The organism is Negadavirga shengliensis (assembly GCF_042652345.1).
In the GTDB taxonomy this organism is placed as follows: Bacteria; Bacteroidota; Bacteroidia; order Cytophagales; family Cyclobacteriaceae; genus Negadavirga; species Negadavirga shengliensis.
This window is the reverse complement of sequence record NZ_JBHSJJ010000021.1, coordinates 23,486-49,051: the sequence shown is the minus strand read 5'-3', so window position 1 is coordinate 49,051 and position 25,566 is coordinate 23,486. Positions and strand designations below refer to the sequence as shown.

Genomic DNA, 25,566 nt, shown 5'->3' with positions numbered 1-25,566 from the left:
TATGGACAAGGTATTTTTTTTGGGATTGGATGTGGGAACCCAGGGAACCAGGGCCGTTTTGATGGATTCCAGGGGTGATGTCTTGGGGCACGCTGAGGAGAACTTTCCCTTGAACGAAGACATGAGGGAAGAACAGTCTCCCCATACTTGGTGGCAGGCCAGCAAAAAGGTGCTTTCCAAGGTGATTGGACAGGTAAACGGGGAGTTTCACCCGTCTAAAATCAAAGGCATAGCCGTCACTTCAACATCCGGCACGGTTATTCCCATGGATGCATCCCACCAGCCCTTGCATCCGGCATTGATGTACAGTGACAAGCGCTCCGCTGAAGTTTCCGAGCGGATCATGAAGGAAGTGGATGCTTCCGGCTATGAGGGGTACAAAGGCTTCAATTCATCAAGCGGACTTTCCAAGATGGTTTGGTTTGTGGAAAACTTTCCTGAAAAGGCTGAAAAAATAGCCAAATGGATTCATGCCGCAGATTATATTAGCGGTATGTTATCCGGAACATGGGGCTTGACGGACTATACCAATGCATTGAAGTCCGGATATGATGTCCATACGGGCACCTGGCCCGGTTACCTGTTTGAAAGGTTGCCTTTGGACAGGGCTTGGATGCCGCAGGTGCATCCCTCGGGAAAGGTGATCGGGCATATAAGAAGTGCCCTTGCTGAGGATATCGGACTGTCCACAGCTACCAAGGTAGTGCTGGGTATGACAGATGGTTGTGCTTCCCAAATAGCGTCGGGGGCCATAAAACCTGGGGATTGGAACACCACCATAGGCACCACGATGGTGATAAAAGGGGTGACAACAGGTCAGATCATCGACCGTCAAAACCGGGTTTATAGTCACAGACATCCGCAGGGCTATTGGATGCCCGGCGGTGCCAGCAACACAGGAGCGGACTGGGTGACCCAGGATTTTGGCGGTAAGGTGGACCAACTGGAACAAGAAGCAATGAAGCGGGTTCCTTCGGGCCATCTGAGTTATCCATTGAGACAAAAAGGCGAACGCTTCCCCTTTATTTCACCGGATGCGACCGGTTTTGAACCTGAAGGGCTTGACCTCCGGGAACGCTTTGTTTCCAATATGGAAGGTGTGGCTTACTTGGAAAGATACGCTTTTGAGCTGATGGCACAACTCTCGGGGGAAAAAGTCAACGCCGTCTATACGGCGGGAGGCGGAAGCCAAAACAAGAGCTGGCTGAAAATAAGAAGCAATGTCATGGGGTTGCCTATTTACAAAATGAAACATACCTCAGGCGCCTATGGGGCGGCGGTATTGGCCGCATCCCAGACCCATTTTACTAACTTGACAGAAGCCGGGGAAGGGCTTATCCAGACGGATGAGGAGATCTTTCCGGAAGCTGCCTTGACAGATCGATACGAGGATTGTTACCAAGAATTTATAGAATTACTTCTCCAAAAAGGATATATTCAGAAAAATGGCTGATTTGAAAATCTTCCTGTTAAGACATGGAGAAACCACATTCAATGCGGATGGCAACCGATATTGTGGCAGAACAGACGCAGCATTGACAGATAAAGGAAAGAACCAGGCCAAGCAACTGTCCGGAATGCTTAAAAAAATCAAATTTGACGGTGTGTATGCCTCCCCATTGATGAGGGCGGCAGAAACCGCCGGCATGGTGAGTCCGGAAGCGGAAGTGCAAACGGACGACAGGCTTATTGAAGTGGATTTCGGAATGTGGGAAGGCAAGACCCGTGAAGAATTTGTAGCCGAAGACCCCGATCTCTGGGCCAAATGGTCCTCGGCACCGGACGATATCCGTGCCGGCGGTACCGGGGAAACAGCCAGGGAAGTTGTGCTGAGGGTGGCGGATTTTTTTTCCGGAATCAGGGAAAAACATACATCCGGTAACATTTTGGTGGTGGCCCATAATACCGTCAACCGGCTGTTTTTGTGTTGGAACCTGGGCATGGAACTGAAAAATTACCGGAGGATAGTACAGGAAAACTGTGCTTTGACCCTCGTAAATTGGAATGACAAAGAAGGTTTCTCCTTGATGAAGTTAAATTATAGAGGAGAATACCCCGAATAAATAAACCCTGTTTTGATCAATGATATATACAGTTGGAGCTATTCGCAAAACTATTGGGATTGTTGGCGTACTCATGGTGGGTTGCTGTTCACTTCCCGTAAATGTACTTTCCCAGGACATTCATGTCATCAAAGTAACCTCTCCCCAGGAGCTTCATGATTTTTTTGAACACAGGGAAAACAACATCCCGGTGATCAGCGGGCACCGGGGTGGTATTGTTGAAGGATTTCCTGAAAACAGCATCGAAACTTTGGAAAACACTTTGCGTCATACCCCTGCATTTTTTGAGATAGATCCCCGGTTGACCAAAGACAGCGTGATTGTGCTTATGCATGACGCCACCCTGAACAGGACCACCAATGCTGAGGGTAAATTGGCTGACTATACCTGGAAAGAAGTGCAACAATTCAACCTGGTGGATCACAAAGGGAAGGCAACAACCTATAAAATCCCAAGCCTCGAACAGGTTATCGAGTGGGCCAGGGGAAAGACCATTCTCAATTTGGACAAAAAGGATGTCCCATTGGACATGACGGCGGATTTGCTGGAGAAAACCGACGCGCTGTCCCACGTAATGCTGACGGTACACCATCCCTCAGAGGCCAGGTACTATTTGAACAGGAACAAGGATTTTATGTTTTCGGCTTTTATAAGGTCCAAAGAAGAGTTTGAGGCTTATGAGAGCGAAAAGATTCCCTGGAAGCAGGTTATGGCCTATGTAGGGCCGCTGAGTAAACCTGAAAACCGGGAATTGTACGATATGCTCCATGAAAGAGGGGTGATGGTCATGGTGTCAGCGGCATCTTCATACGACAAGTTGGAAAACAATGAAGAAAGGATAAAGGCTTATACAAAAGTTTTTGAAGACGGCGCGGACGTATTGGAATCGGATCTCCCTATTGATGTGGCGGGGGCCATCCGTGGCCTGTTCCCAAGGAACAGCCCTAAGGGCAAATATTTTGGCGTTCAGTAAAAAAACATACCAGCCGGCCTTTTTTATTAAAAAAGAGGGAATGAATTTTAAAGACATAGACTGAAAATTTTCAAAGATGATTTTTTTAAGCGATGAGCATCTTGTCGATACTTATGTGGACTTCCTACCATAAATTTTGTAATATCCTTGCGAAGAGTGGCTGAAAACCGAGGATAAAAACCGCGTATTGTGATGCCAAAACCTCATACCGCCGCGGATAATTCTCATCACATACTTTGTAAATAGGTCGATCAATGGTATTATTGTCTGTTGATATACAGGCAAGTGTCCCTGATCTAACATGTTTGCCATGACTTTAGACAAACTATACCAAATACTTTTTTTCCGTAAATTGGATCTTGAGCACGACCCGATTTTTCAAGCCAGAATGACCCTGCTTGCGTGGGGGTTTCTATCCATTGCCTTATGCACCCTTCATTCCGTTGTTCTCTTGCTTTTTGTAGGAGAGGTACAGGACCTCACCTATCAGTTTATTCCTTATATCGTTCTCCATTTGCTGCTGTTTTTTTTGCTGGTATACAAAAAATGGCTAAGTGCGCTTACCCATGTGAAAATTTGGTTGTTACTGGCGCCTATTTGGTTGAACTGCCTTTTTATGCAAGACCGGGAATTGATCATTTTGGACGTCGGCGCATTTTCCCATATCCTGATCTTTAGCATTTTTATTCTGAATCATCGTTGGATGTTGATTTACTCGCTGTTAAGCAGCGTTCCCATTGTCATCAGCCTACTGTATAATGACAGTAATGAATTTAGTGATCTGTTTTATTTTGGTTATCAAGGCGGGGACTTGGTTTTTGCCACGGTATTGGCGTATCTCTTTATTTTTATTGCCATTGCCCTTTATCTGATTGGCGAGGCCTTAAAAAACGTCATTTCAAAACTTAAGAAGCAATCAAAAACATTCATAAGGCAGACAGGCGAATTACAGGAAGTAAATAGAGCGCTGGAGGTACAAAAACAGCAAGAACGTAAAGCCAGAGAAGAGGCCGATTTGGCCAATCAGGCAAAAAGCACCTTCCTGGCGATCATGAGTCATGAAATCAGGACACCCATGAACGGTGTCTTGGGGATGGCGGGGTTACTTAACCAGACGGACCTCAATGCCGAGCAACGTGAGTACACAGAAACGATTTGTGTAAGCGGCGAGGCCCTGCTCAATGTGATCAATGATATCCTTGATTTTTCCCGGCTGGAATCCGGTGATCTTGAAATAGACCCCCACGATTTCAGTCTTCGCAACTGCATCGAAGACGTGCTTGATCTATTTTCCAGCAAAGCAGCGAACATTGGCATAGACCTCATCTACCAAATAGACAATCAGATTCCCGATATGATCATAGCCGATGGCATGCGTTTGCGACAGGTGCTGATCAATTTGGTGGGAAATGCCCTTAAATTTACCCAAAAAGGGGAAGTATTTGTCAAGGTAACGGTTGAAAACGGGGAAAAAGATGCTCTAGAACTTTATTTTGAAGTAAGAGACACAGGTATCGGTATTCCTGAGGACAAAATATCCAGGCTGTTCAAATCCTTTTCCCAAGTGGATGTCTCCACCACCCGCAAGTATGGCGGTACCGGCCTAGGGTTGGCGATATGTGACCGTCTGGTTACCCTTATGGGAGGCAGTATGGGGGTTTCGAGCGTCTATGGTTCCGGAACAACTTTCTATTTTTTCCTTCCCTGTGAAGTGAGCCATAAGACGTATCAGCAAGAGTCCCAGCTGGATCTAAATACGCTTGTCAACAAAAGGGTCTTAATCGTTGACGACAATGCCACCAATCTCAAAATATTAAATCTTCAATTAAAACAATTGAAGTTAAAGCCGGTTTTGGCTTCCTCCGGGGCCATGGCTTTGAATCTGCTTTCTGATAACCCGGGGTTTGATCTCATTATTTCCGACTTGGACATGCCTAAAATGAACGGGATCGCTTTAAGCCGCACCATAAAGGAAAAATATCCGCAGATTCCGATTGCATTGCTGAGTTCCGTAGGTGATGAATCCAAAAGTAAATTTCCAGGGCTGTTTTTCTCGGTTCTAAACAAACCGGTAAAATACAAACACCTGTTGGACATCGTCTATTCCGGAATAAATCAAGGCCAGGATATAAAAAGGGAGACGACAAAACCAGCAAAAATTCTCAATGATGGGTTTGCCGCACAAAACCCCCTCAAGATACTCGTGGCGGAAGACACTCCCATCAACCAAAAACTTATTCTAATGGTCCTCACCAAATTGGGCTACCAACCGCTGGTGGCAAATAACGGCGCGGAGGTGCTATCTTTATTGGAAACGGGCTCCATCAATGTGGTCCTGATGGATGTACAGATGCCGGAAATGGATGGGCTGGAAGCCACCCGTCTCATCCGTTCTGAGAAAAAGCATCAGCCCATCATTGTAGCGATGACCGCAAGCGCGATGGCTGAAGACAAGCAAGCGTGCTTTGAGGCGGGTATGGATTACTATATTTCAAAACCGATCGATCTTCAACAGGTAGTGGCGACCTTGCAGAAGATTTCAGCAAGGCTGAATTAAGCCCGCCCGCTATTTTCAAACGTGGAAACCTGGGTTCAGCGCTAAATTATCAAAAATTTAAACGGCATAAAACCCGCATAGCGGGTGGAACTACTGTACCCGGGGACGGAAATCCCCGGACCCTGTGGAGGAATGTTATAGGATTTTGGCGTGGTTTTTTGCGGGGAGCCAAGCAAAAACCATGACAAAATCCCCAACCGGAATCATCAGAAAACACGTCCCTAGACCATTCGGCAAATAAAGAAAACCAGCCGCCGGTTACAGGCTGTATTAAAATTTTGTTATTTTTACCATAATGGGTTTGCTTCATCGGTACTTCCCGATTTAAAAGAGAAGATATCCTCCATTAAGTTACATTATCGGGTTCTCTTTTGACAGATAAAAACAATATCAGCCAATCTGAATGATTCAAAACTTCGGAAATGTCCCTTAAAAATACTCCGGTTTATCCTTCCTTAATGGCATTATGGATGCTGGCAGCGGTATGGGGATGCCGGTACGATGAGCGTAAAATGCCGCTGGACGAACCTGAAACTCCCGAACTCGCCGAATTTGAATTGCCCCTATTATGGGCCGATATGGCTTTGTATATCACCCAAACCACCCCCGCCAATTCGCCTACCTTCGCCAGCCGCGCTTTTGGGTATTTTGGCCTTACCATGTATGAGTCCGTCGTAAAGGGATATGAAAACAAACTTTCAATCGCCGGTCAGCTGAACCAAATGCTGCCGCTCCCAGAACCCAATAAAGGGGAGCTATATGACTGGACACTCTCATTAAATGCCGCCCAAGCCTATATCATCAAAAACATTTACCAACAGACTTCCGACGAAAACAAAATGAAAATCGATTCCCTTGAAAAAAGTATGGAAGTAATCCTTTCGAAAAGGGAACCTGACAACGAAGTGGTGACACGTTCTATAACGTTCGGCAGAAGAATAGCTGCCCAAATTTTCGAATGGTCCAAAAGTGACGGGGGGCACAGGGGCTATTTGAAAAATTTCGATGCCGGCATGACACAAAAATCCGGAAGAGGTTACTGGAGACCGCCTTTTTTTGCACAAACGATAAGCCGATTACCCCTCCACCCCCAATGGGGCGAAAACAGGACTTTCCTGAAAGCCAACTCGGATTGGAAAATTCCGGCGTTCCTTTCCTACGACTCCGACACAAACTCTGAATATTACCGGGAGTTCCATGCCGTATATGAAAGCAATTTAAAGCTGACGCAGGAACAAAAAGAGATTGCCATGTGGTGGAACGATGATCCGGGTGATACATTCACCCCTCCCGGTCATTCCTATAACTTGGTGAGTATCGTATTGAAGGAAAAAAAGCCGGATCTGATTACCGCGGCGGAAGCCTATGCCAGGGCAGGGCTTTCCGTGGCCGATGCTTTCATTGTGTGCTGGAAAATGAAGTATCATTATTTTACGGAAAGACCCTCAACCTATGTCTTTGAGAACATCGATGACGAATGGGAACCTTTTTGGCCGGATCCGCCTTTCCCTGCCTTTCCTTCAGGTCATGCCACCCAGGCTGCCGCGGTGGCTACTGCCTTGGCGGATCTTTTTGGCGAAGAGATACACTTTACGGATGATACACACGCCGGAAGAAAAAGGGATAAATTAAGGAATGTGGAATATAAAGTGCGGCGTTTCACCTCATTTTGGGAGGTAGCGGAAGAAACCGCCTATTCGCGTTTTCTGGGAGGCATACATTCCCGTTATGACAACGCGGTGGGACTTAAAGAAGGCATGAAAGTCGGGAATCATATAAACGACCTTAAATGGAACATGCAGACAGACTGAACGGATTTAACCATAAGCTGTTTTTCAGACTATGTTTACTTGTCGCTTCTACTTTGGTTTTCGGGGGCGGGCTACATGCCCAGACCGCTTTTGTGGATGTGACCGAGCAGGCAGGGATCAATCATATTTTTGAAGTTTTTGAGGGCACATTCGGAGGGGGCGCGGTGGTCTTCGATTATAACAATGACGGATGGGAGGATGTCTTTATCACCGGCGGTATAGAAGATGACCAACTTTATATGAACAAAGGCGATGGGACTTTCGAAAACGTCTATGATAAATCCGGTTTAAGGACGAAAGAAAAATACGTTACCCAAGGGGCCATATCCGCAGACGTAAACAGGGATGGATGGCGGGACCTGTTTGTAACGACAATCAAATTAAAAGACAGCAAAGACCCCATCCCACGGGCCGCCAACTTACTGTATATCAACAATGGCGACGGCACATTTCGCGACGCCACTGCCGAATATGGGCTCGACAAACACCTGACTTTCAGCACCGGGGCCATGTTTGGGGATGTGAACCAAGACGGCTTTCCTGATATTTTTGTGGGAAATTATTTTAAAATGTTTGATGGCAAACTACATATCATGAACGATGCCATCATCGTCGGCTCCAATCAAATGGCGGAAGGGCTATTGCTGATCAACAACAAAGGAAAATCATTTGAAGACCGGTATACAAGCTATGGGCTGGATTTTAAAGGTTTCGGTTTTGGTGGCGTGTTGACCGATTATGACAACGACGGAGATCTGGACATCCTTGTCAATCATGACTTCGGATACAAATCAACCCCGAATCAGTTGTTGGATAATCAATATCCAAAAGCGCGCCTTCAGGAGATAGGGGATTCTCTGGATATGGATTTACCTATCAATGGCATGGGCGTAGCCGTGGGGGATTATAACAACGACGGTTATCTGGATTATTATTTCACCAACATCAGGGCCAATCCCTTTATGGTCAACCAAGGGCCGGGAAAGCCTTTTTTAAACAAAAACGAGGAACTGGGAATCAAAATCAACATGATCAGAGAAGAAGGGCGTCCCAATTTGCCGATCAGCTGGGGGGCAAATTTTGCCGACTTTGACCACGATACCGATCTGGAACTTTTTGTAGCCAACGGGGCGCTGAATCCGGAAGTATTTCCCCTGCCCAATTATTATTTTGACCTAGTCGACGGCCAATATGTCAATAAAGCCTCCCAAAAAGGCGTTGGAGACAGGGGACTAAGTCGCGGTTCCGTTGTCTTTGATTATGATAATGACGGGGACTTGGACCTTCTGGTAGTAAATCAAAGTCCTGTTAATGACGGCTTGCCTGAAATCTCACCTACCTTATTGTTTAGAAATGACTCAGCAGCAGGCAACTGGCTGAAGGTGGAGTTGAAGGGGGTAAAAGCAGATCTCAATGGCATAGGCTCCCGTGTTGAGGTCTCAATGGGCAACCTCACCATGATCCGGGAAATAGACGGAGGAAGCAGTCACCTTTCCCAAAACTCCGTGATCGCCCACTTCGGACTAGGTGCAGCCACGCAGGTGGATACGGTCAAGATAAGATGGTTGGGCGGCAGCGAACAGGTATTGCTCAACCAACGGGCCAACCAAAAACTGGTAATTCAGGAAGAGCCAGCCAAAAGCTTACATTTTTGGATAATTGCAGGCGGCATGGCAATGGCTCTTTTTTTCGTTTTATTCCTCTATTTTAAAAGAAGCGCTTAAATGCTGTTAGACAGATAACACGGAAAAAACAAAATACCATTAGGCAGGTACTTTTTGATTTTCAAGTCGAAGAGACTTCAATAACAGGTAAACAAATCCTGCCTGGGGAAGGCATACCAATAAAACCTTGGCAACGATTGCCTCCGAACCGCCTTTAAGGTCAATTCCCAGCCCAGTGGTGGCGCCAAGGATTACACCAACAGCAACCAGCGCAAACAGGTTGGCTACAATCAATTTTGTACTTTTTTTCATACTGCTTAATAAAAGATTTTTTGATAAAATGAATGATAACGGAACCGGTGCCGCAGCACCCACTCCCTTAATTCCCCACGAAGATGAAACAAAAAAATTAAAATTCAAACTTTGATTATGCCGATAAAACTATCTGAAAATGAGATAATTAACACCTTATTTTTTATACCATCGGATTAATGCAAGTCATTGAACAGAATTTGTATTTTGCCTCAAAAATCCATTCGGGATAATGGAAAAAAAATTCTTTTTTAACCATAATTTTTTTCCATCCCCATGATTGACCGGGGAAATGAAGGGGAAAGCAGCCATTTCCGCCGCGGCGGATACCGATGACGAACTTTCCCGTCTTCGCGAGGAGCGGCAACTTATCGGTTTAATTGACGGAGACCTTATCCGCGACGACGCGATCTCTTGCCGGAACCGTAAATCTTAGAGACTGTTTCGTTCCCGACAACCGGGACAGGCTGTCCCTCCTACCGATGACGTGTTTACACCGTCATTCCGATTGGTGCATTTTCTAAATGTTAAGCCTCGTGACGATAGACGGTGACGATAGACGGCTTTTTTAGACGTTCTTACTCCGATCTCATGTTATTTTAAACCTGAACTTGACGATAATTTTAGAAATTTTAAACAGCGGCAAGATGACGTACCCAAGGATGGAAATCCGGGAATCCCATAGGCGGGTTTTATAGGGTTTCGGCACGAAGGTTTTAAAGAAATATTTAAACGCTACTTGACAAATATGACTTTGGAGATAAATGATGTCTTATCCTCAATCGAGACAATATAGACGCCGGGTTGCAATAAGGATGTTTCCAAAATTACCTCCCTGTTTTCCGTGGCCAAGCCTTTCTCTTCCAGTATCAAGGCTCCGCTCATGGACCGGAGACTGACGGTCAGATGCTGCCGGTCAGCGGGTAGCCTTATCCTCAGCGGATTCCCTGTCTTCACAGGGTTGGGAAAAACGGAAACTGACCCGGTTTCACCATTCTTTGGTATTCCAAGGACAATGTTTTTGAAGTATTTCTTTGCCAACCGAAAAGCTTCCTCCCCTACCTTCTCCCCAATCACCCTGCCGGGAATATCATCTACCGGAGGGTGTATACCGCCCCATATCCTGGATAAACTGCATTGGTCGGACGCGTCGGAATACCTGGCCCATTGTAGCACCACGTCCATGCTCGGGCCTTCTTCAAATACCAGAAACTCATTTTTTTTGGCCACGAACTCAGCCATGCCCCCTGGAAAATATTCATCGCCGGTAAGGCGTGTAAGCACTTTTGCGGCTGCCCTGGAAAAAGTGGAATGGCCCGAAATATATCCTGCAAAAGGAGGAGTTACAAAGGTGGGTCTTTGGTACGGCCACCAGTTTTCCGCCAAAATCCACCCCACACCGGCTACGTCGGCTGAAGTGGTGATATAATCATGCCCTCTCCACGCAAATACTTTAATTTTGCCCACGTTTTCTCCATCGGCACCCGCCAGTGGATCGTCTTCATTTACCAATTCCACGTACCCATTCTCTAATTGCAGGCCGTGGAGGTGATAGTTGGGAAGGGATTCATCTGTGGACTGTCCTTTAGCTGCCATAAAGCGGACGGCAGAAATGGGCCTTACATAGTCGTAGTATCCTTTGATGCCCCAAGCAGTGACCGCTGCGTCATGCATCGCCCCGCCAAGTGCAAAATAGCTTTTCACCTCCCATTCCAATAGATCCATCTCCTCCCCTTTACCCTCAAATTTTCTCTCAAAAAAGGGATGATCGGTTACATAGTTCAAAATGAAAAACCAATGGCCCGGGGGTGTTTCCGAATCGGGACCATCTGCCCAGAACTCTGCCAGCACCCGTGTATAATCACCTCTGGGGACAACCTGCGGTTCATAGGGTTGCTGGGATTTGGGATTTACCGTATACCCCGTCCCCGGATCACCTCCTTCCAGCTTTTTATAAAAGGACCTCAATTCTTCAAAACCATTTGGAAGGTTTTCAATGTTCAAATTCCCCATAGCCCCGGGAGAAATATCCCAGAAAACCCCGTCCGTGGGGTCAAGATGGGATGACCAGTTAACGACCAAACCGAAATTCCACTGATAATCACCGGTCCCTTCACCTTCCTCTGCGTCCAGGTAACAGGGGTCCCCCGGATCATGGTACACCCACCATTCTCTTCCATCAGCTTCTTTAATGGAAAGCTGTTCTTCTTTCAAGGCAAACGGAATGACTTTACCCCATTCGGCGCTCAAAAACGGCGGAGTACCTGCGGACACCTCATTTCCGGACTGATCGATAAAAGTTTCAAAAGTCAAAGGCTGCCAATGGTTTGGATCTTCCAGAAAAAAGTCTCCCGGCTTGCTCAAAACCAAGGGACTGTTTACCGGTACGTACGCCAGGTTCTGAAAAACGCCGCCCTCATTCGCCCCATCCTGGAGTCCATAATCAATGATCCGGGCCGCTATATAGTTGCCCAAGGCGGCAGGAGGGCCGTTTTTATAATCTTCACTCAAATATCCAGCATCATATCCCAACGCCTCCATCAGGCTGTCTATATGGGCATAGGTATCTTCCCAGCCCGGACTGTTCCTAAACCTGAACCTGATAAGACGGTAGCTGACATAACTGATGGCCTCTTCTCTGGCCGCCTGCACCTCAGACGGCAGATCGACACCCTCAAAATCAAAGGTATAGGCACCATGCCCGTTTCCCAGAAAATAGGTGGACGCGACAGGGGAGTAAACCGCCCAGGCATCGTAGACCCCGGCAGCGATGTGAAAGAGGTTGCGGGCATGTATGGTGGGCCTTGCAAAGTCATTTCGGATGGCTTTAAGCAAAGCTTCATTCCAGTGGCGTGCCGCAGTTTGCTGTCCCATGGCCAGTTCGCTGGCCACCAACAGAAGTACCACAAGTATGGATTTGCTGAACATTTTACCGCATGCTATTCTTTCATGAATTTGATGGACACAACTGAAGTTCCGGTTGTTATCTTCAGAAGATAAATACCCGGTTCTAAAAGAACCGGGAGCTCATAGGATATGATCTGATAGGTGACATTTTCCTTATTTACCCCGCTTTTGGCCACTGATTTTCCCATGGCGTTAAAAATTTCAAGTTCTACGCCGTTGGCAACATTCATTTGACCGACCTGTATGTTGATCAGGTTCTGTGCAGGGTTGGGGAAAACAGTAACCTTAGCCGCCACTGTATGCTCTGGTATACCGGTAACCAGCGCTTCCTGGTATATATCCAGCTGTTGGTTCGCATCCAATCCGTACCGTTTTTCCTCACCCCCTCCCATCCACCGTACTATGAGAGAATCCACAACAGCGGCCTGGGCCAGCCCGAAGTGAGCGATGGTGCTGTTCTGGGAGATGTGGCTCGATCCCCCATCAATTTCCCGGATCAATTTCTTTCCATTCACATATGCTTCTATCCTGGAACCAATACCGTTTTTATCAGCCATTTCTCCATACAATTTTACCTTCAACCAGTTGTTGCCAAACCCCTCATTCCGATAAAGCCTCACACTTCTATTTTCAAATGTTTCATCCCCGGGAGGAATCTGGGTCTGATTGACCACCAAAAGATCCAGGTTACCGTCATTATCAAAATCAAAAGTGACGGATCCCCTACCAATAGACGGGTCCGACAATCCCATGGAAGGACCGTTGAGGACAAATTGACCGTTGAAATTTTCCAAAATAACGTTGGGATTGGGTAAAACGCTGGGATTGAGACAGCCATTGGCCACGAAGAGATCCAAATCCATGTCATTGTCATAATCAAAAAAGTTGGCTCCCCAACTGATGGCAACTACTTCCTGCCCTTCTTCTGTAAAAAGAATGGGATGCGAAGTTCCTATTTGCCGTGTTTTCTCGACAAAAGGCATGTCCTTCTTTCCCTGGTTTTCCAAAAAAGGGCTTGTCGATATATTGGAGATAAAGTAATCCAACCAGCCGTCCAAATTATAGTCACCTATGCCTATCCCCATTGCGTTGATTGCCTGGTCGAACCCCATTTTCTTGCTTATATCCGTAAAGGTATTATCCGGGTATTCATTTCTATAAAGGAGGTTGGGAGTGGCTTGGTAACCGAAATCATTGATCACCATCAGATCCAGATCACCGTCATTGTCGAAGTCTGTAAATACACCCCCAAAACCAAATCCCGTATGGGTCATGCCGTAATGCGCTCCCGATTCTGTAAAGCTGCCTCCCCCGTTATTGATGTACAACAAGTCAACCGCCGGAGCCCTGTCGCCTTCCGCGATCACCCCTAGGTAGTCATCCAATCGGCCACTGAACCGGTTAAAAAAATTACTCACGTACAAATCGGGAAAACCGTCATTGTTCACATCTCCAAAAGCTGCCCCGGTTGAAAAAGTGACTTGGTCCAACCCATAACTTTTCGTTTTATTGGTGAATTTTCCAGCGCCCGTATTGATAAAGAGAAAGTTGGCAGAAGCCGTGAATTGATCACCTTCTATGGCTGCGATGGTGGTAATAAAGATATCGACAAATCCGTCCTTATTCACATCGGCGCAAACCACGCCCTGTGTGACTACGTTTTTTAATTCAGAAAAGCCCGCCTCATCAATAATGTTGGTAAACGTCCCGTCCCCATTGTTTCTGTACAGGGCATCTTTTCCAAGGCCACCGGTAATAAATACGTCTTCCCATCCATCATTATTGTAATCCAATACCGCCACTCCCCCTCCAAAGATCCCTTGAAACACCTCAAAATAATGATCTATACCGGCTTCTTCCGTTACATCTGTGAATTGCCGCTGGGCAAATATTTCAAACACAATCAGCCACATGATCAAAAGGAGAAGAACATTTCGCATATTATCAACCTAAATTCTGTTTAATCAAGGCCGTTGGTCCGGCATCTCCATGGGTTAGAAAAGGGATGTTGCCTGGCAATCTCCCAACCACATAGGTCAACCCCTTTTTCCGTGGCTTTCGACCGGGTGTCTATATACACAACACCTTAATAACCGGGGTTTTGTTCAATATCCGAAAACCCATCTATGGCAGACTGGGGAATGGGCCACAGATAGTTCCGGGAAGGATCAAACTGCCGGTTTTCCAATGAGGGTAAGGAGGGTATCACATCTTGTGCAGTTTTCCACCTAAGCAGGTCAAAATACCTGGTGCCTTCCATGGCGAACTCTATCCTGCGTTCATGCCGGATTTCCTCCCTCATTTCGGATTGGCTCAATCCAGGGGGAAAATCAGGCATATTCGCCCTGTTCCTTACTTTGTTGACAGCTTCGTAAACCGTGGCATCCGGCCCGACTGCCTCATTCTGTGCCTCAGCATACATGAGCAGCACATCTGCATACCTCATAAGGACCAGGTTTACCGGGCTGTTGCTGTCCCCGGTATTGCCTGTCTCGGAAACCCATTTCTTACTTCTCATCACCGCTGCATCCGGACTGGTCACGGCCGAACCATTAACAAGGAAATGTGTGGGGTGCTCCAGCACCTCGCCCCTATAGGTGTCTCCCGGAAAGAAGAAAGTCCACCGCAAACGGGGGTCACGGTTGGCCAATTCGTTATTTGGATCATATAGCGGGGAGGAATTTATGGGAAGGCCGTCGGTCATATAATAAGCATCAAGCAGGTTTTTAGTGTAAGTAAAAGAACCCCAGCCACCGCCTATGACAATGTTGGAGGGTGCATAATGCACCTGGAGAAAACTTCCTTCTCCACCGGCATCCGTCAAATACTGGATGGCAAAAAATATTTCTTTGCTTTCCTCATTGGTGCCACGGAAAAGACTTTCATAATCAGCATCAAGACGTATTTCAGCCCCTTCCGCATCAATGATCTCCTTTAAAGTAGCGGCAGCTTCGGTCCACCTTTCATTATACAACAGGATTTTTCCCTTAAGGGCCAAGGCGGACTGTTTTGTAGGCCGGCCGTTTTGATTATTATTGGGTGTATAGTCCAGATTGGCTGCCGCATAATCCAAATCATCCAGGATAAGCTGGATTACTTCCTCTTTGCTGCTCCGGGTAAGGGCTTCCGCTTCCTGGTTTGAAATGACTTTGGTCACAATGGGTACCCCTCCAAACACGGTTACCATTTCCGAGTAAATAAATGCCCTGAGAAATCTCAGTTCACCCATCCATTTGGCCGCCCTTTCTGCGGTAAGGTCACTGATGGTGTTGGATTCGATGATTTCCAGGATGTTATTGATCCTTGCCAGCCCCTGATAACCAAAATTGTATTTCCAGGAAATTATCCCCCCGGAAGTCGGACTCATGGTACCCCTGGCAATGGCGGTAAACCCATGTTCCCAATCACAGCAAAGCACAGCATTGTCAGTAGCGGCATCAAAATGGGGCTGCACATGTACAAAAGCACCTCCCCAAATATCTCCCTGGAATATGGGATAAATCCCATTCACACCTGTCATAATATCATTCTCCGTCTGAAAAAACCCCTCTGCCGAAGCAAAACCGACAGGATCTTTGTGTAAAATCTCTTCACTGCATCCATCCATCAAGAGAACAAGCACACAGGTAAGTCCTAATTTATAGAATTTATCTTTTATCATGGTTGTTTGCATTTTATTAAAAATTAATATTCAGTCCCCCTGTAAATACCCTGAGGTTTGGATAGGAATTTGTCCCCCTGTCCGCTCCAGGAGGCCTTTCCGGATCCAGATAGGGGAATTCCGTGATGGTGAATAAATTACTCCCGTTGACAAACACCCTCAGGGTCTGTATGAAGGTTCTTTCCAGCAAGGGCTGCGGTATCGTATATCCGATCTGGAGATTCTTCATCCGTAAAAAGGTCCGGTCATATAGCCAGAAAGAGTTGTTGGTACTGTTGCTGGGACCGTTGGAGACAAAAATTCTGGGCATGGAGGCGTCCGGATTTTCCGGCGTCCACCGGTCTTCCCATAAACCAACCAACCCCGCGGTGTTAAAGAAGGGAGCCGCCAGTTCCTCGCTTGAATAACCATGATAACCGCCCGCGCCCTGAAACAGCGCAAAGATGTCAAACCCTTTATAGGATACCCTGGTGTTGAATCCAAACAACCATTCCGGGTTTTGCCAACCCATCACGACCCGGTCGTTTTGGTCTATGATCCCGTCGGGTACCCCGTCAGGGCCGCTGATATCCGCCAACCTCACATCACCCACTCCATAATTGGGATCCAAAAGGGAATGGTCGGGTGCGCTGTCAAATTCTTCCTGGGTCCTGAAAATCCCCAGGGACTGATACCCAAAATAACTGTTGATGGGGGAACCGGGCTGAATGATCATCCTTCCCTGAATGGCCCGGTCCGCTTCACTCGGAATATTGGGATTCAATTCCATCACCGTGCTTTTCACATGCGTGAGATTTCCCCCAAAAGAGAACCGTACCTGCCCAAAATTATCGTTATAATTCAGATTGAGCTCCCAACCTTCGTTTCTCACTTCCGCGGCATTGGATATCTGGGTGCTGAAACCTGTGGTGATCTCTGAGGGAAGGTCATACAATATGCCTGAAGTATACCTGTTAAAATATTCCGCTTCCAAAGTAAGCCGTGATTCAAAAAGTCCAAGGTCAATCCCGATGTTGGTCATTTCCGTGGATTCCCAACTGAGGTCCGGATTGCCCAAGTCGGTAACGGCCACTCCCGGCACTAAAGTGCCTCCAAAAGAATAGGATTGGGTAAGGGAAAGACTTCTGGCAAACCGGAAATCACCGATATTCTGATTGCCGAGAAGCCCCCAGGAAGCCCGTATTTTCATAAAGTCGAGAAATCCGATGTTCTTCATGAAATCCTCTTCAGAGATTACCCAGCCGGCAGAGAACGACGGAAAAGCCCCCCATTTATCGTTGAGAAACCGCGAGGTACCATCGTACCTCATGTTCGCTTCAAGGAGATACCTTTCCATATAGTTGTAATTGACCCTCCCAAAATAAGACTGTAAAGCCCAGGTCGTGCCGCCTTCAGCGTTGGTGGACGTTGAGGCATCCCCCGAGGAGAGGGTATGCACCGTATTGGAAATCTGGCCGGCCCTAAAGGCTGAAAAATTGTCGCTGTTATGCTCTTCCTGATTGAAACCTATCAGCACATTTAAATAGTGTGAACCGAAACTTTTCTCATAGGAGGCCTGCAGCCATGTAGTGACGTTGAGCGACTGTTCGTTATAGCGGTCCCTACCACGGAGCGGTGCCATTTGGGTGGGGTTCCCGGTAACGATATCAAAATGCTCCACCATGTTGTTAAAGGAGGCCCGGTTGATTGTCCGGTAGTTGACTGCGGCGGTTCCCCGCAGATTCAGTCCATCTATCACCTCATAGTTGATATAGGTGTTGCCGAGGATATGGGTGTCCAGTTCCCTGAATTCCCTGGAAGCGGCGACGGCCATAGGATTGGCCCTTCCTGCCAATCCCAAGGGGGAGGCAAACCTGCCCTGACTGTCATAAGGCGTGTTAAACGGCAAGCCTTGAATGGCAAGCCCCGCCACATTTCCGTCGCCCAAAACATTGCTGCCGGGAGAATTCATGTCCCCTCTCGTTAAAGATAAACTTGTTCCTACCCGCACCTTGTCATTCACATACGTGTCGAGATTAAGGCGGGTATTAAACCGTTTGAAGTTGGAGTTGGGGATTGTTCCGTCCTGGTCCAGGTAACCGAGGGAATACCGGAAATTTGTTTTCTCCGTCCCACCTGAGGCGCTGAAATTGTGCTGCTGCATCATGCCTCTTCTAAAAACAACATCGATCCAGTCCGTGTTGATGCCCCTTTGTCTAAAACCCTCAATATCTGCATCGGTATATTTCACAGGATTTCCAAAATTGGTAGCCCCCTCGTTCCACAGTTCAGCAAACTGTACGGAGTTGGTGACCATTTCCGGCAGCCGGATGGCTTCTGAGGTTCCCATAAAGCCATTATAATTGAAAGTTACTTTTTCACCTTGGGCTGCGCCTCTCTTTGTAGTCACCAATACCACGCCATTTGCGGCACGCGATCCATATATGGCGGCGGAGGCGGCATCTTTCAAAACGGTTATGGTTTCTATATCGTCCGGGTTGATGTTATTGAGCGGTGCCTCGATGCCATCCACCAAAATCAAGGGGTTGGAATTGTTCAGGGTACCGATCCCCCTGATGTTTACCTGGACCTGGTCACGACCCGCTTGCCCGGAGTTCTGGTTGATATGGACTCCGGACACCGTGCCTTGAAGGGCTGTTGCCGCACTGGTAATGGGCCGGTTTTCTATTTCCCGGTTCCCCACACTGGCCACAGAGCCGGTGAGGTTGGCCTTCTTCTGGGTTCCGTATCCTACAACAACCACCTCCTCCAAGGCCTGCGCACTATCCGTCAACGTCACATTAATTACCTGTTGGTTGCCCACTTCAATGGTCTGGCTTTCATAACCGATAAACGAAAAGACCAATGAAACACCTTCAGGTACAGTAATGGCATAATTTCCCTCAATATCGGTAGCCGTACCCAGGTTTGTTCCGGGCACGGAGACCGTGGCACCGGGAATCGGATCGCCGTTTTTATCGACTACCTTTCCCGTAATGGTCACGTCGAATGCGTCCGCATCAAAAGATGGTCCAGCGCCTTTCAGGGAAGCGGGGACAGGTAGTTCATGGATAGTGTGCGGGGAACCGCCGGCCGGGCTGAGATGGGATCCTGCCAAAAGATCGCCCGCATGGCCCACAAGGAGCACCGTTAAGCATAAAGCGGAAAACCATGACAAACAGTGGGTTGGTAGATTTTTTCTCATAATGGGTTTTTTGTTAATTTTTTGGACCAAAACAATCATCGTTCAACCGAACCTGTATTTTCGAAAGGCGACGGACGTCTTGACAGCCATGTTTTACCATGGGCGGACAAGGTTTAAATGCCGCAGTATAGTTAAAATGAGATCCATGCTAAAGACATATCCCTTCCACCCATATTACCCATTGCACCATTGATGGATACCAAATATATTTCAGGTATTGACCGGATGAATACTATATCTCACCAACAAAATAAACGCTGTCGGTTTTTTTATCGGCAATTAATATTATATAAAAATAACAATAAAAGCAAATGATCCCTTTTTTAACTTAAAAAAAATAAAATTAATCCTCTAATGAACCATTAAAAAAATCAAGGAGAATTCTATACTTGAAAATGCCCTAAATCCAGAAATTGCACCGGAAAAAATATACTTATTATCGCCTCTGTCTAAATCAAAGCCGGTCCTTTATGTCCCTACTTTTCAAGTTCGCATTCCGTTTATGATCTGCGTCGGAATCCCCGTCTTGGTTCCTTTAAATTATTGAGCATCAGTTTTGAAATCGGCGAAAGTGATCAGAAAAAAACGGCATTTTTTTCTGATCCGGAACGCTGGTATATATGAAATATAAAATAAAATTCTATATATTTACATATCATACTTCAAAAATCGTTGAAAAATGGAATTTGCAAAATTTAATACTAGAAAAATGCTTTTCCTATGGAGGATAATGATTTTTGTATTTTCACTGGTGGGAATGGCAGGTTTAGCCCATTCCCAGAACCAGCCGCATCTTGATGATTTAAGAGACTGTGGAAAAAGTTGTACGGGCAGTAATTATACAATAGAAAAGGTCTATTTGAGTGATGTCAACGGTAATCCTATCACCAATCAGTTGCTAACTTGTACTCCGGGAGTGGAACAGACCACCTACATCACCCTGGAATATAAAACAAACTCAACCAGTGATGTCCATAATGGACGGCTGCTTGCGAATCTGAAAATTGGGGACGAGGTTCAATTTTTGAATTATTATTTTGGGAATATTCCCTCCGCCACTACGGCGTCAAAAAAATTGACTTTGTCTCAGTTTCCTATGAATTGGACCTGTGGGGAAAAAGTTACCTTGGAGAATCCAATGATAGCCTGGACCACAAGCTCTTCAAAAAACCTTTCCTCCAGCTATACATGTGAAGATTATCCAGGTGGGCAATGTCAGTTCCCATCAAATATTGTAGTTGATGCCCCCCTCGCCGTGCAGTTCACTTATGATGAACCGCTATGTCCTGTAGACGGCACGGCGCTGGTGGAATTTACCAGCACCACCAATGGCGGCAGGGAGCCTTATTCCTATGAATGGACTTTTATCAATGCCACCATCGAAAACTCCACCTCTCCAAATCCCTCCGTTGATTTCTATCCCGGGTCGGGATCCGCCACCCTTGAGGTTACCGATGGCAACGGCACCGTCAACACCTACTCTGTAGACTTTGACGTACCCGAGGAGATCGATGTGCAGGGCACCGCGACCCACTCCACGGATGAAGAAAACCACAACGGGTCCATCGACCTGGATGTATACTCCTCCGGGACCCATTTCTTCAGTTGGACGGGTCCGGATGGATTTACCAGCGACCAACAGAATCTCTCCGGTCTCTCCCCCGGTATCTATGAAGTCACCGTTACCAATGGGGACTGTTCCAAAACCCTGGAATTTGAAATCATGTACCTCAACCCCCTTCCCATTTCCTGGGATAAAACGGGGGCCCGTTTTGAACCGGGCAAAATGGCGGTAACCATAAGCTGGTCCACGCATAAGGAATGGGAATCGGGTCATTTCGAAATCGAAAGGACGATCGATCCCGGGAATTTCGAAAGCGTAGGGCAGGTGCAGAGCGCAGGATGGAGCGAAGAGATCACTTATTACCAATTTGAAGACAGGAATTTGCCAAGGAACGGCGGTAAACTTTATTATAGGATTAAAGAAGTAGGCTTAAACGGGGCGGCCATGGTCAGCGAAACGATGAGGGTGGACATCCCCCCTCTCCCCTTCCAGCGGGAATGGGCTGTATTTCCCAATCCTTTTAAGGAAAAAAGCCTGTTTTTAAAATACCTGGGGGATGCCAGACTTTCCGGGGAAAGGGTCTATATCCGGATTTATTCAGCCAGTGCTGCCCACCATGGTTATTTTGCTTTAGAAGGTAATCTGGTGGATTTGAGCAGCACCGTAAGTTTATTTCCCAAGGGACTGGTTTTCATCGAAATAAAATACCAGAACAGAACAGAAATCATTAAATTGATGCATCAATAATTGGCAGCGTAGGGAATTAGGGATCCTGTTAGGAACTGGTTGTTCGACCAAATATTGAAAACGGCCTCCTACCGGTGTAGGTTGTATCTGCACCCCTCTCACCCCAAAGTATGGCCGGCGGATACATCACCTGAAAAAAATAACCATTCGGAAGGTCCGGCTGCGCCCCTCTCCTTCTTGAGGGCAAAAAGCCTCACTTAGAGCCACTTTCGAAAGGTTCATAGGACATCCAATCCACCTCCAATTCATAAGGGTGTAGCGGCTTTTCAGTAGAAAGCGGATTTGTTTCCACGGACCAGTCTTTGGTATGCCAAAAGTTCATCCGGTAAAGGCTTCGGTGTTGGGGTATTCCCGTTGTGGTTCCCTGATAATCCCACAACACTATTTTTTCATTACTCGTGGGATGAATCATCCACCAGCGGATGCGGTCTGCATGCCAATCAAAACCATAGGTGTAAAATTGGGCCGAAGCATCATAATCTGCAATGGCCGCGATGGTATCCGGCTGATTTTGCATACCGGTTAAAGGCGTTCTTTCCCCTCCATGCCCCTCTCTATAGGTGGTGTTGTAGATAATTCCCTTGGCCAAATTGATGGTTCTGCCAACCCTTTTAAGTTCGCCGGGCTGACCGGTCCATGTACCTACGTAGATGACGGTGGGATCGGCAAGGAGCCACTCAAAATCGATCTCACTCAGCCCGGGTACGCTATCTACATGGTAGGTGAAATAGCCTACTACCGCACCTACGTTTGGCTGGATTTCAGTCACCTGAGGAACTTTCAGCCGGGCGGCATAGGTACCAAAATGGGTAAAGCGCTTTGAGATAATTTCCGGTCCCCGGCCCGCACCGGCACTGTCCAGAGGATCTATCTTAAAGGAAAGAACTTTAGTCCCTTCCTCAATTGAAGAATTCTCCCCGAGCTTGTATTTAAAATCGGTTTTGTTCCCGGTAGAACCATACCGAAAGTAGGCAGAAGTCGAATCCGAAAAATCCTCGACAAATGCCTGGTGATATTCCCCGGTCTGGGAAATTGCCATGGAAGAAATAAAAAATAAAACCGCTGATAAAATGGGGTGCTTCATGGTAACAAACTGTTGGGTTTAGGAATAAATATACAAAAAAAGAAAACACAGATATCGGCGGGTCTTAATTACATTCAATAAAACAACCTTTCCTATCCCTTTTGAAAAATGGTACAGAGCCATTTGCAATGCCGGCTTTCTAAACCCTCAAGAGTGGATGTGATGTGGAATTATCCCCAAATAATTATCAATAATACACCCTTTCCCCAAAATCATAAGCGACATCAAATAATTGAATTACAAATTCAGAAAGATAAAAAGGCGTAGTTACAAACTACGCCCAGCGCACGGTTGGAATTTAAATATCCCAGCTCTTTTTCAGAAACCTCTACGCTGTTAAAATCTAAACTCGTAGCCTAAACCCTCACTTTAGTTTTTTATTAAAAAAAGCAACGGCTCTTCCCCAGGCCAATTCCGCAGCGGCTTCATCGTATCGGGGGGTGGAATGGTTGTGGAAACCATGATTGACCTGGGGATAGAAATAAACTTCAAATTCCTTGTTGTTGGCTTTCAAAGCGGCTTCATACGCTGGCCATCCCTCATTTACCCGCGTATCCAGTTCTGCAAAATGAAGCTGTAACGGAGCCTTAATCGCGGGAACTTCCTCAGCGGGGGCCTGTCCTCCATAAAAAGGGACAGCGGCAAGCAAATCAGGAATACGGACAGCCATCATATTGGTGATCCAGGCACCGAAACAAAAACCCACCACACCAACCTTTCCAGTACAGGTTTCATGTCCTTTAAGCATCTCATAGGCAGCGATAAAATCCTCCAACATGTCCTCCCGGTCGCGCTTTGCCTGCAGGGTCCTTCCTTCATCATCCGTACCGGGATACCCTCCAAAAGGCGTAAGGGCGTCCGGCGCAAATGCCACAAACCCTTCCATGGCTGCCTGGTGAGCAGTGTCCTCTATGTAGGGATTGAGTCCCCGGTTTTCATGCACCACGATTATTCCGGGCAGTTTCCCGGTCTTATCAGCCGGTCTGGTTAACAAGCCTCGCATTTTTCCCGCTCCTTTGGGAGAATCATACGCCACATATTCCGAAATCAGACGCGGATCGTCAAGGTGAAACCGCTTGGTTTTAGCATAATTGGGCAATAAAAACCCCATGATGGCCGAAACCGTCAACCCGCCCACGGCATAAGCAGACAAGCGGTTTACAAAAACCCTGCGGTCTATTTTGCTGTGCACATATTCATCATATATGTCAAAAATCTCCTGATTTAAATCTTCTTTTTTTATGGGTTCCATGTTAGTAGAAGGTGTTAGATGGTTTTTATTTATAAAATTTCCTGTCAATTTAATAAAAAATATTTCCAGTCATCCAGGCATGACCGTAAAAGATAATATAAAAAGGATGTATTTGTATGATTTTTGATAAATCAACCTTTACAGCAACAATCCATCTATACCCAATTATGCCAGAAAATAAAAATTCCCTTTTCATAACAACGCGCTATCCGAAGAAGAAGAAGGGGCATCGAACACCTACCGCGCCGGTTAGCATAAAAAAGCCTGTCTTGATGGTTCAGATAAGTATATTTTTTGCATTTCTGTTTCTCTGGGGATGTGCCCGCAATCCGGTTACCGGCCGGAAACAGTTGGTCCTGATGTCGGAAGCCCAGGAAATCAATATGGGAAAGCAGGCCGACCCTGAAATCGTAGCTTTTTTTGGACTCTATGAAGACCCCGAACTGCAAAAATTCATCACCGAAAAGGGGCTGGAAATGGCCGCCATATCCCACCGCCCCAAATTGGCCTATGAATTCAAAATTGTGGATTCCCCGGTGATCAATGCTTTCGCTGTGCCCGGTGGCTTTGTCTACTTTACCAGGGGGATCATGGCCCACTTCAACAATGAAGCGGAATTTGCCGGTGTTCTCGGCCATGAAATCGGCCATATCACCGCCCGGCACTCGGTCATCCAGCAAAGAAATGCCTTACTTGGCCAAATCGGCATCATAGCGGGCATCGTTTTGGTCCCTGAGCTGTCTGAGTTTGTAGAACCCCTGTCCCAGGGCATGCAGCTGGCCTTTCTGAGTTTCGGCCGGGAGGCAGAACGGCAATCCGACAGGCTGGGGGTGGAATATTCCTCCAAGATCCGCTACGACGCAAAAGAGATGGCCGGCTTTTTCAAGACCTTGGAAAGGCAACAGGCAAGGGCCGGAGGCAGCCCTGTCCCGGAGTTTTTGTCCACTCACCCTTCCCCGGCTGACCGGAATGTGGCTGTGGCACAGTTGGCCGAAGAATGGCAGCAGAAATTGAACCTTTCCAATGCGGAAATCAACAGGGAAAGTTATTTAAGGCGAATTGACGGACTGATTTACGGGGAAGACCCCAAGCAGGGTTTTGTAGAAAGGGGTACTTTTTATCATCCGGTATTAAAGTTTGAATTCCCCACACCCGATGCCTGGAATCTTCAAAACACACCTCAGCAGGTACAGATGGCTCCGAAAAACGGCGAGGCTGTCATGATGCTCTCCCTGACCAAAGGCAATTCCCTCAAAGAAGCCGCCAACAACATCCTTGAACAATACAACCTTGAACTGGTAGAATCCCAACAGGAAACCATCCATGGCCTCTCCGCCCTAAGGACAGTAGCCGACCAAAAGCAGGAAAACGCCACCGTCCGGGTACTTTCTTATCTGATCCAGTTTGAAAACAACATATACAGCTTTATGGGCATATCGGATGTGCGCAACTTTTCAAAATATCAACCTGCCTTTCTCTCCACGATGAGGAACTTCAAAGAGCTAAAAGATCCCAAAAAACTTAACCGGCAACCTGAAGTGGTAAGGGTAAAAACCATAGATAAGCCGATGACTTTACAGGCCGCCCTGACCGGTTTTAACATGCCGGAAGAGCGCCTGGAAGAACTGGCGATTTTAAACGGCATGGACCTGGATGCCCCCCTCACCAAAGGTATGCTGATCAAAGTAGTGGAAAAATAAAAATGTCAACCTGAGTTGAAGCCAACTATCGAAGCTTTCAAACCGTAGCAAAACCCGCGTAGCGGGTGAAAAATATTGTACCCGGGC

General features: G+C 46.8%; 15 protein-coding genes. 8 read left to right on the top strand and 7 right to left on the bottom strand.

Annotated elements, in window-relative coordinates; translation table 11 throughout:
* Position 1 precedes the first annotated feature (1 nt).
* The 6 genes from ACFPFU_RS23565 (at position 2) to ACFPFU_RS23540 (ending at position 9,128) form a co-directional block, all read left to right on the top strand.
* Positions 2 to 1,453 carry an FGGY-family carbohydrate kinase gene (locus tag ACFPFU_RS23565; RefSeq protein ID WP_377068809.1) on the top strand — a complete coding sequence of 484 codons (1,452 nt, stop codon included), beginning with the start codon at positions 2 to 4 and terminating at the stop codon, positions 1,451 to 1,453.
* Complete coding sequence (locus ACFPFU_RS23560; RefSeq protein ID WP_377068807.1) at positions 1,446 to 2,063, top strand: histidine phosphatase family protein; 618 nt, start codon at positions 1,446 to 1,448, stop codon at positions 2,061 to 2,063. Before ACFPFU_RS23565 ends, ACFPFU_RS23560 begins: the two co-directional genes overlap by 8 nt.
* 19 nt (positions 2,064 to 2,082) lie before the next feature.
* Complete coding sequence (locus tag ACFPFU_RS23555; protein ID WP_377068805.1) at positions 2,083 to 3,036, top strand: glycerophosphodiester phosphodiesterase family protein; 954 nt, start codon at positions 2,083 to 2,085, stop codon at positions 3,034 to 3,036.
* 310 nt (positions 3,037 to 3,346) lie between these two features.
* Positions 3,347 to 5,593: a response regulator gene (locus ACFPFU_RS23550; protein ID WP_377068803.1), complete on the top strand. Its 2,247-nt coding sequence runs from the start codon at positions 3,347 to 3,349 to the stop codon at positions 5,591 to 5,593.
* Between the two features lie 422 nt (positions 5,594 to 6,015).
* Positions 6,016 to 7,404 (top strand): vanadium-dependent haloperoxidase, encoded by a 1,389-nt coding sequence (locus ACFPFU_RS23545; RefSeq protein WP_377068801.1) that lies wholly within the window; start codon positions 6,016 to 6,018, stop codon positions 7,402 to 7,404.
* The gene (locus tag ACFPFU_RS23540) at positions 7,383 to 9,128 is read left to right on the top strand and encodes a CRTAC1 family protein (RefSeq protein WP_377068799.1); all 1,746 of its coding nucleotides are present in this window, start codon (positions 7,383 to 7,385) and stop codon (positions 9,126 to 9,128) included. The genes ACFPFU_RS23545 and ACFPFU_RS23540 overlap by 22 nt, the downstream gene beginning before the upstream one ends.
* 39 nt (positions 9,129 to 9,167) lie before the next feature.
* Here ACFPFU_RS23540 and ACFPFU_RS23535 read toward each other — a convergent pair whose 3' ends face one another.
* The 5 genes from ACFPFU_RS23535 to ACFPFU_RS23515 all read right to left on the bottom strand — a co-directional run bounded on the left by ACFPFU_RS23535 (position 9,168) and on the right by ACFPFU_RS23515 (position 19,132).
* A complete protein-coding gene (locus tag ACFPFU_RS23535; RefSeq protein WP_377068797.1) occupies positions 9,168 to 9,380 on the bottom strand; it encodes a hypothetical protein in 213 nt (70 codons plus the stop codon).
* 735 nt (positions 9,381 to 10,115) lie between these two features.
* On the bottom strand, positions 10,116 to 12,308 hold the full coding sequence (locus ACFPFU_RS23530) for a DUF6851 domain-containing protein (RefSeq protein WP_377068795.1): 2,193 nt from the start codon (positions 12,306 to 12,308) through the stop codon (positions 10,116 to 10,118).
* 11 nt (positions 12,309 to 12,319) lie between these two features.
* Positions 12,320 to 14,227 carry a T9SS type A sorting domain-containing protein gene (locus tag ACFPFU_RS23525; RefSeq protein ID WP_377068793.1) on the bottom strand — a complete coding sequence of 636 codons (1,908 nt, stop codon included), beginning with the start codon at positions 14,225 to 14,227 and terminating at the stop codon, positions 12,320 to 12,322.
* Positions 14,228 to 14,373: 146 nt separating this feature from the next.
* On the bottom strand, positions 14,374 to 15,948 hold the full coding sequence (locus ACFPFU_RS23520; RefSeq protein ID WP_377068791.1) for a RagB/SusD family nutrient uptake outer membrane protein: 1,575 nt from the start codon (positions 15,946 to 15,948) through the stop codon (positions 14,374 to 14,376).
* Between the two features lie 16 nt (positions 15,949 to 15,964).
* The gene (locus ACFPFU_RS23515) at positions 15,965 to 19,132 is read right to left on the bottom strand and encodes a SusC/RagA family TonB-linked outer membrane protein (RefSeq protein WP_377068789.1); all 3,168 of its coding nucleotides are present in this window, start codon (positions 19,130 to 19,132) and stop codon (positions 15,965 to 15,967) included.
* A gap of 679 nt (positions 19,133 to 19,811) precedes the next feature.
* Here ACFPFU_RS23515 and ACFPFU_RS23510 point away from each other — a divergent pair.
* Complete coding sequence (locus tag ACFPFU_RS23510; RefSeq protein ID WP_377068787.1) at positions 19,812 to 21,443, top strand: hypothetical protein; 1,632 nt, start codon at positions 19,812 to 19,814, stop codon at positions 21,441 to 21,443.
* Positions 21,444 to 21,636: 193 nt separating this feature from the next.
* On the opposite strand, the gene ACFPFU_RS23505 is transcribed toward ACFPFU_RS23510, so the two are convergent.
* Both ACFPFU_RS23505 and ACFPFU_RS23500 read right to left on the bottom strand, forming a co-directional pair.
* Positions 21,637 to 22,527 carry a glycoside hydrolase family 16 protein gene (locus tag ACFPFU_RS23505; protein WP_377068785.1) on the bottom strand — a complete coding sequence of 297 codons (891 nt, stop codon included), beginning with the start codon at positions 22,525 to 22,527 and terminating at the stop codon, positions 21,637 to 21,639.
* A gap of 364 nt (positions 22,528 to 22,891) precedes the next feature.
* The gene (locus ACFPFU_RS23500; RefSeq protein WP_377068783.1) at positions 22,892 to 23,779 is read right to left on the bottom strand and encodes a dienelactone hydrolase family protein; all 888 of its coding nucleotides are present in this window, start codon (positions 23,777 to 23,779) and stop codon (positions 22,892 to 22,894) included.
* Between the two features lie 272 nt (positions 23,780 to 24,051).
* Between ACFPFU_RS23500 and ACFPFU_RS23495 the strand changes: the two genes are divergently transcribed.
* Positions 24,052 to 25,479 (top strand): M48 family metalloprotease, encoded by a 1,428-nt coding sequence (locus ACFPFU_RS23495; RefSeq protein ID WP_377068782.1) that lies wholly within the window; start codon positions 24,052 to 24,054, stop codon positions 25,477 to 25,479.
* Positions 25,480 to 25,566 lie beyond the last annotated feature (87 nt).

Bases quoted from the DNA above. Each gene is read 5' to 3' on its own strand.
- ACFPFU_RS23565 (WP_377068809.1), top strand. From the start codon at position 2: ATGGACAAGGTATTTTTTTTGGGATTGGATGTGGGAACCCAGGGAACC.
- ACFPFU_RS23560 (WP_377068807.1), top strand. From the start codon at position 1,446: ATGGCTGATTTGAAAATCTTCCTGTTAAGACATGGAGAAACCACATTC.
- ACFPFU_RS23555 (WP_377068805.1), top strand. From the start codon at position 2,083: ATGATATATACAGTTGGAGCTATTCGCAAAACTATTGGGATTGTTGGC.
- ACFPFU_RS23550 (WP_377068803.1), top strand. From the start codon at position 3,347: ATGACTTTAGACAAACTATACCAAATACTTTTTTTCCGTAAATTGGAT.
- ACFPFU_RS23545 (WP_377068801.1), top strand. From the start codon at position 6,016: ATGTCCCTTAAAAATACTCCGGTTTATCCTTCCTTAATGGCATTATGG.
- ACFPFU_RS23540 (WP_377068799.1), top strand. From the start codon at position 7,383: ATGGAACATGCAGACAGACTGAACGGATTTAACCATAAGCTGTTTTTC.
- ACFPFU_RS23535 (WP_377068797.1), bottom strand. From the start codon at position 9,380: ATGAAAAAAAGTACAAAATTGATTGTAGCCAACCTGTTTGCGCTGGTT.
- ACFPFU_RS23530 (WP_377068795.1), bottom strand. From the start codon at position 12,308: ATGTTCAGCAAATCCATACTTGTGGTACTTCTGTTGGTGGCCAGCGAA.
- ACFPFU_RS23525 (WP_377068793.1), bottom strand. From the start codon at position 14,227: ATGCGAAATGTTCTTCTCCTTTTGATCATGTGGCTGATTGTGTTTGAA.
- ACFPFU_RS23520 (WP_377068791.1), bottom strand. From the start codon at position 15,948: ATGATAAAAGATAAATTCTATAAATTAGGACTTACCTGTGTGCTTGTT.
- ACFPFU_RS23515 (WP_377068789.1), bottom strand. From the start codon at position 19,132: ATGAGAAAAAATCTACCAACCCACTGTTTGTCATGGTTTTCCGCTTTA.
- ACFPFU_RS23510 (WP_377068787.1), top strand. From the start codon at position 19,812: ATGGAATTTGCAAAATTTAATACTAGAAAAATGCTTTTCCTATGGAGG.
- ACFPFU_RS23505 (WP_377068785.1), bottom strand. From the start codon at position 22,527: ATGAAGCACCCCATTTTATCAGCGGTTTTATTTTTTATTTCTTCCATG.
- ACFPFU_RS23500 (WP_377068783.1), bottom strand. From the start codon at position 23,779: ATGGAACCCATAAAAAAAGAAGATTTAAATCAGGAGATTTTTGACATA.
- ACFPFU_RS23495 (WP_377068782.1), top strand. From the start codon at position 24,052: ATGGTTCAGATAAGTATATTTTTTGCATTTCTGTTTCTCTGGGGATGT.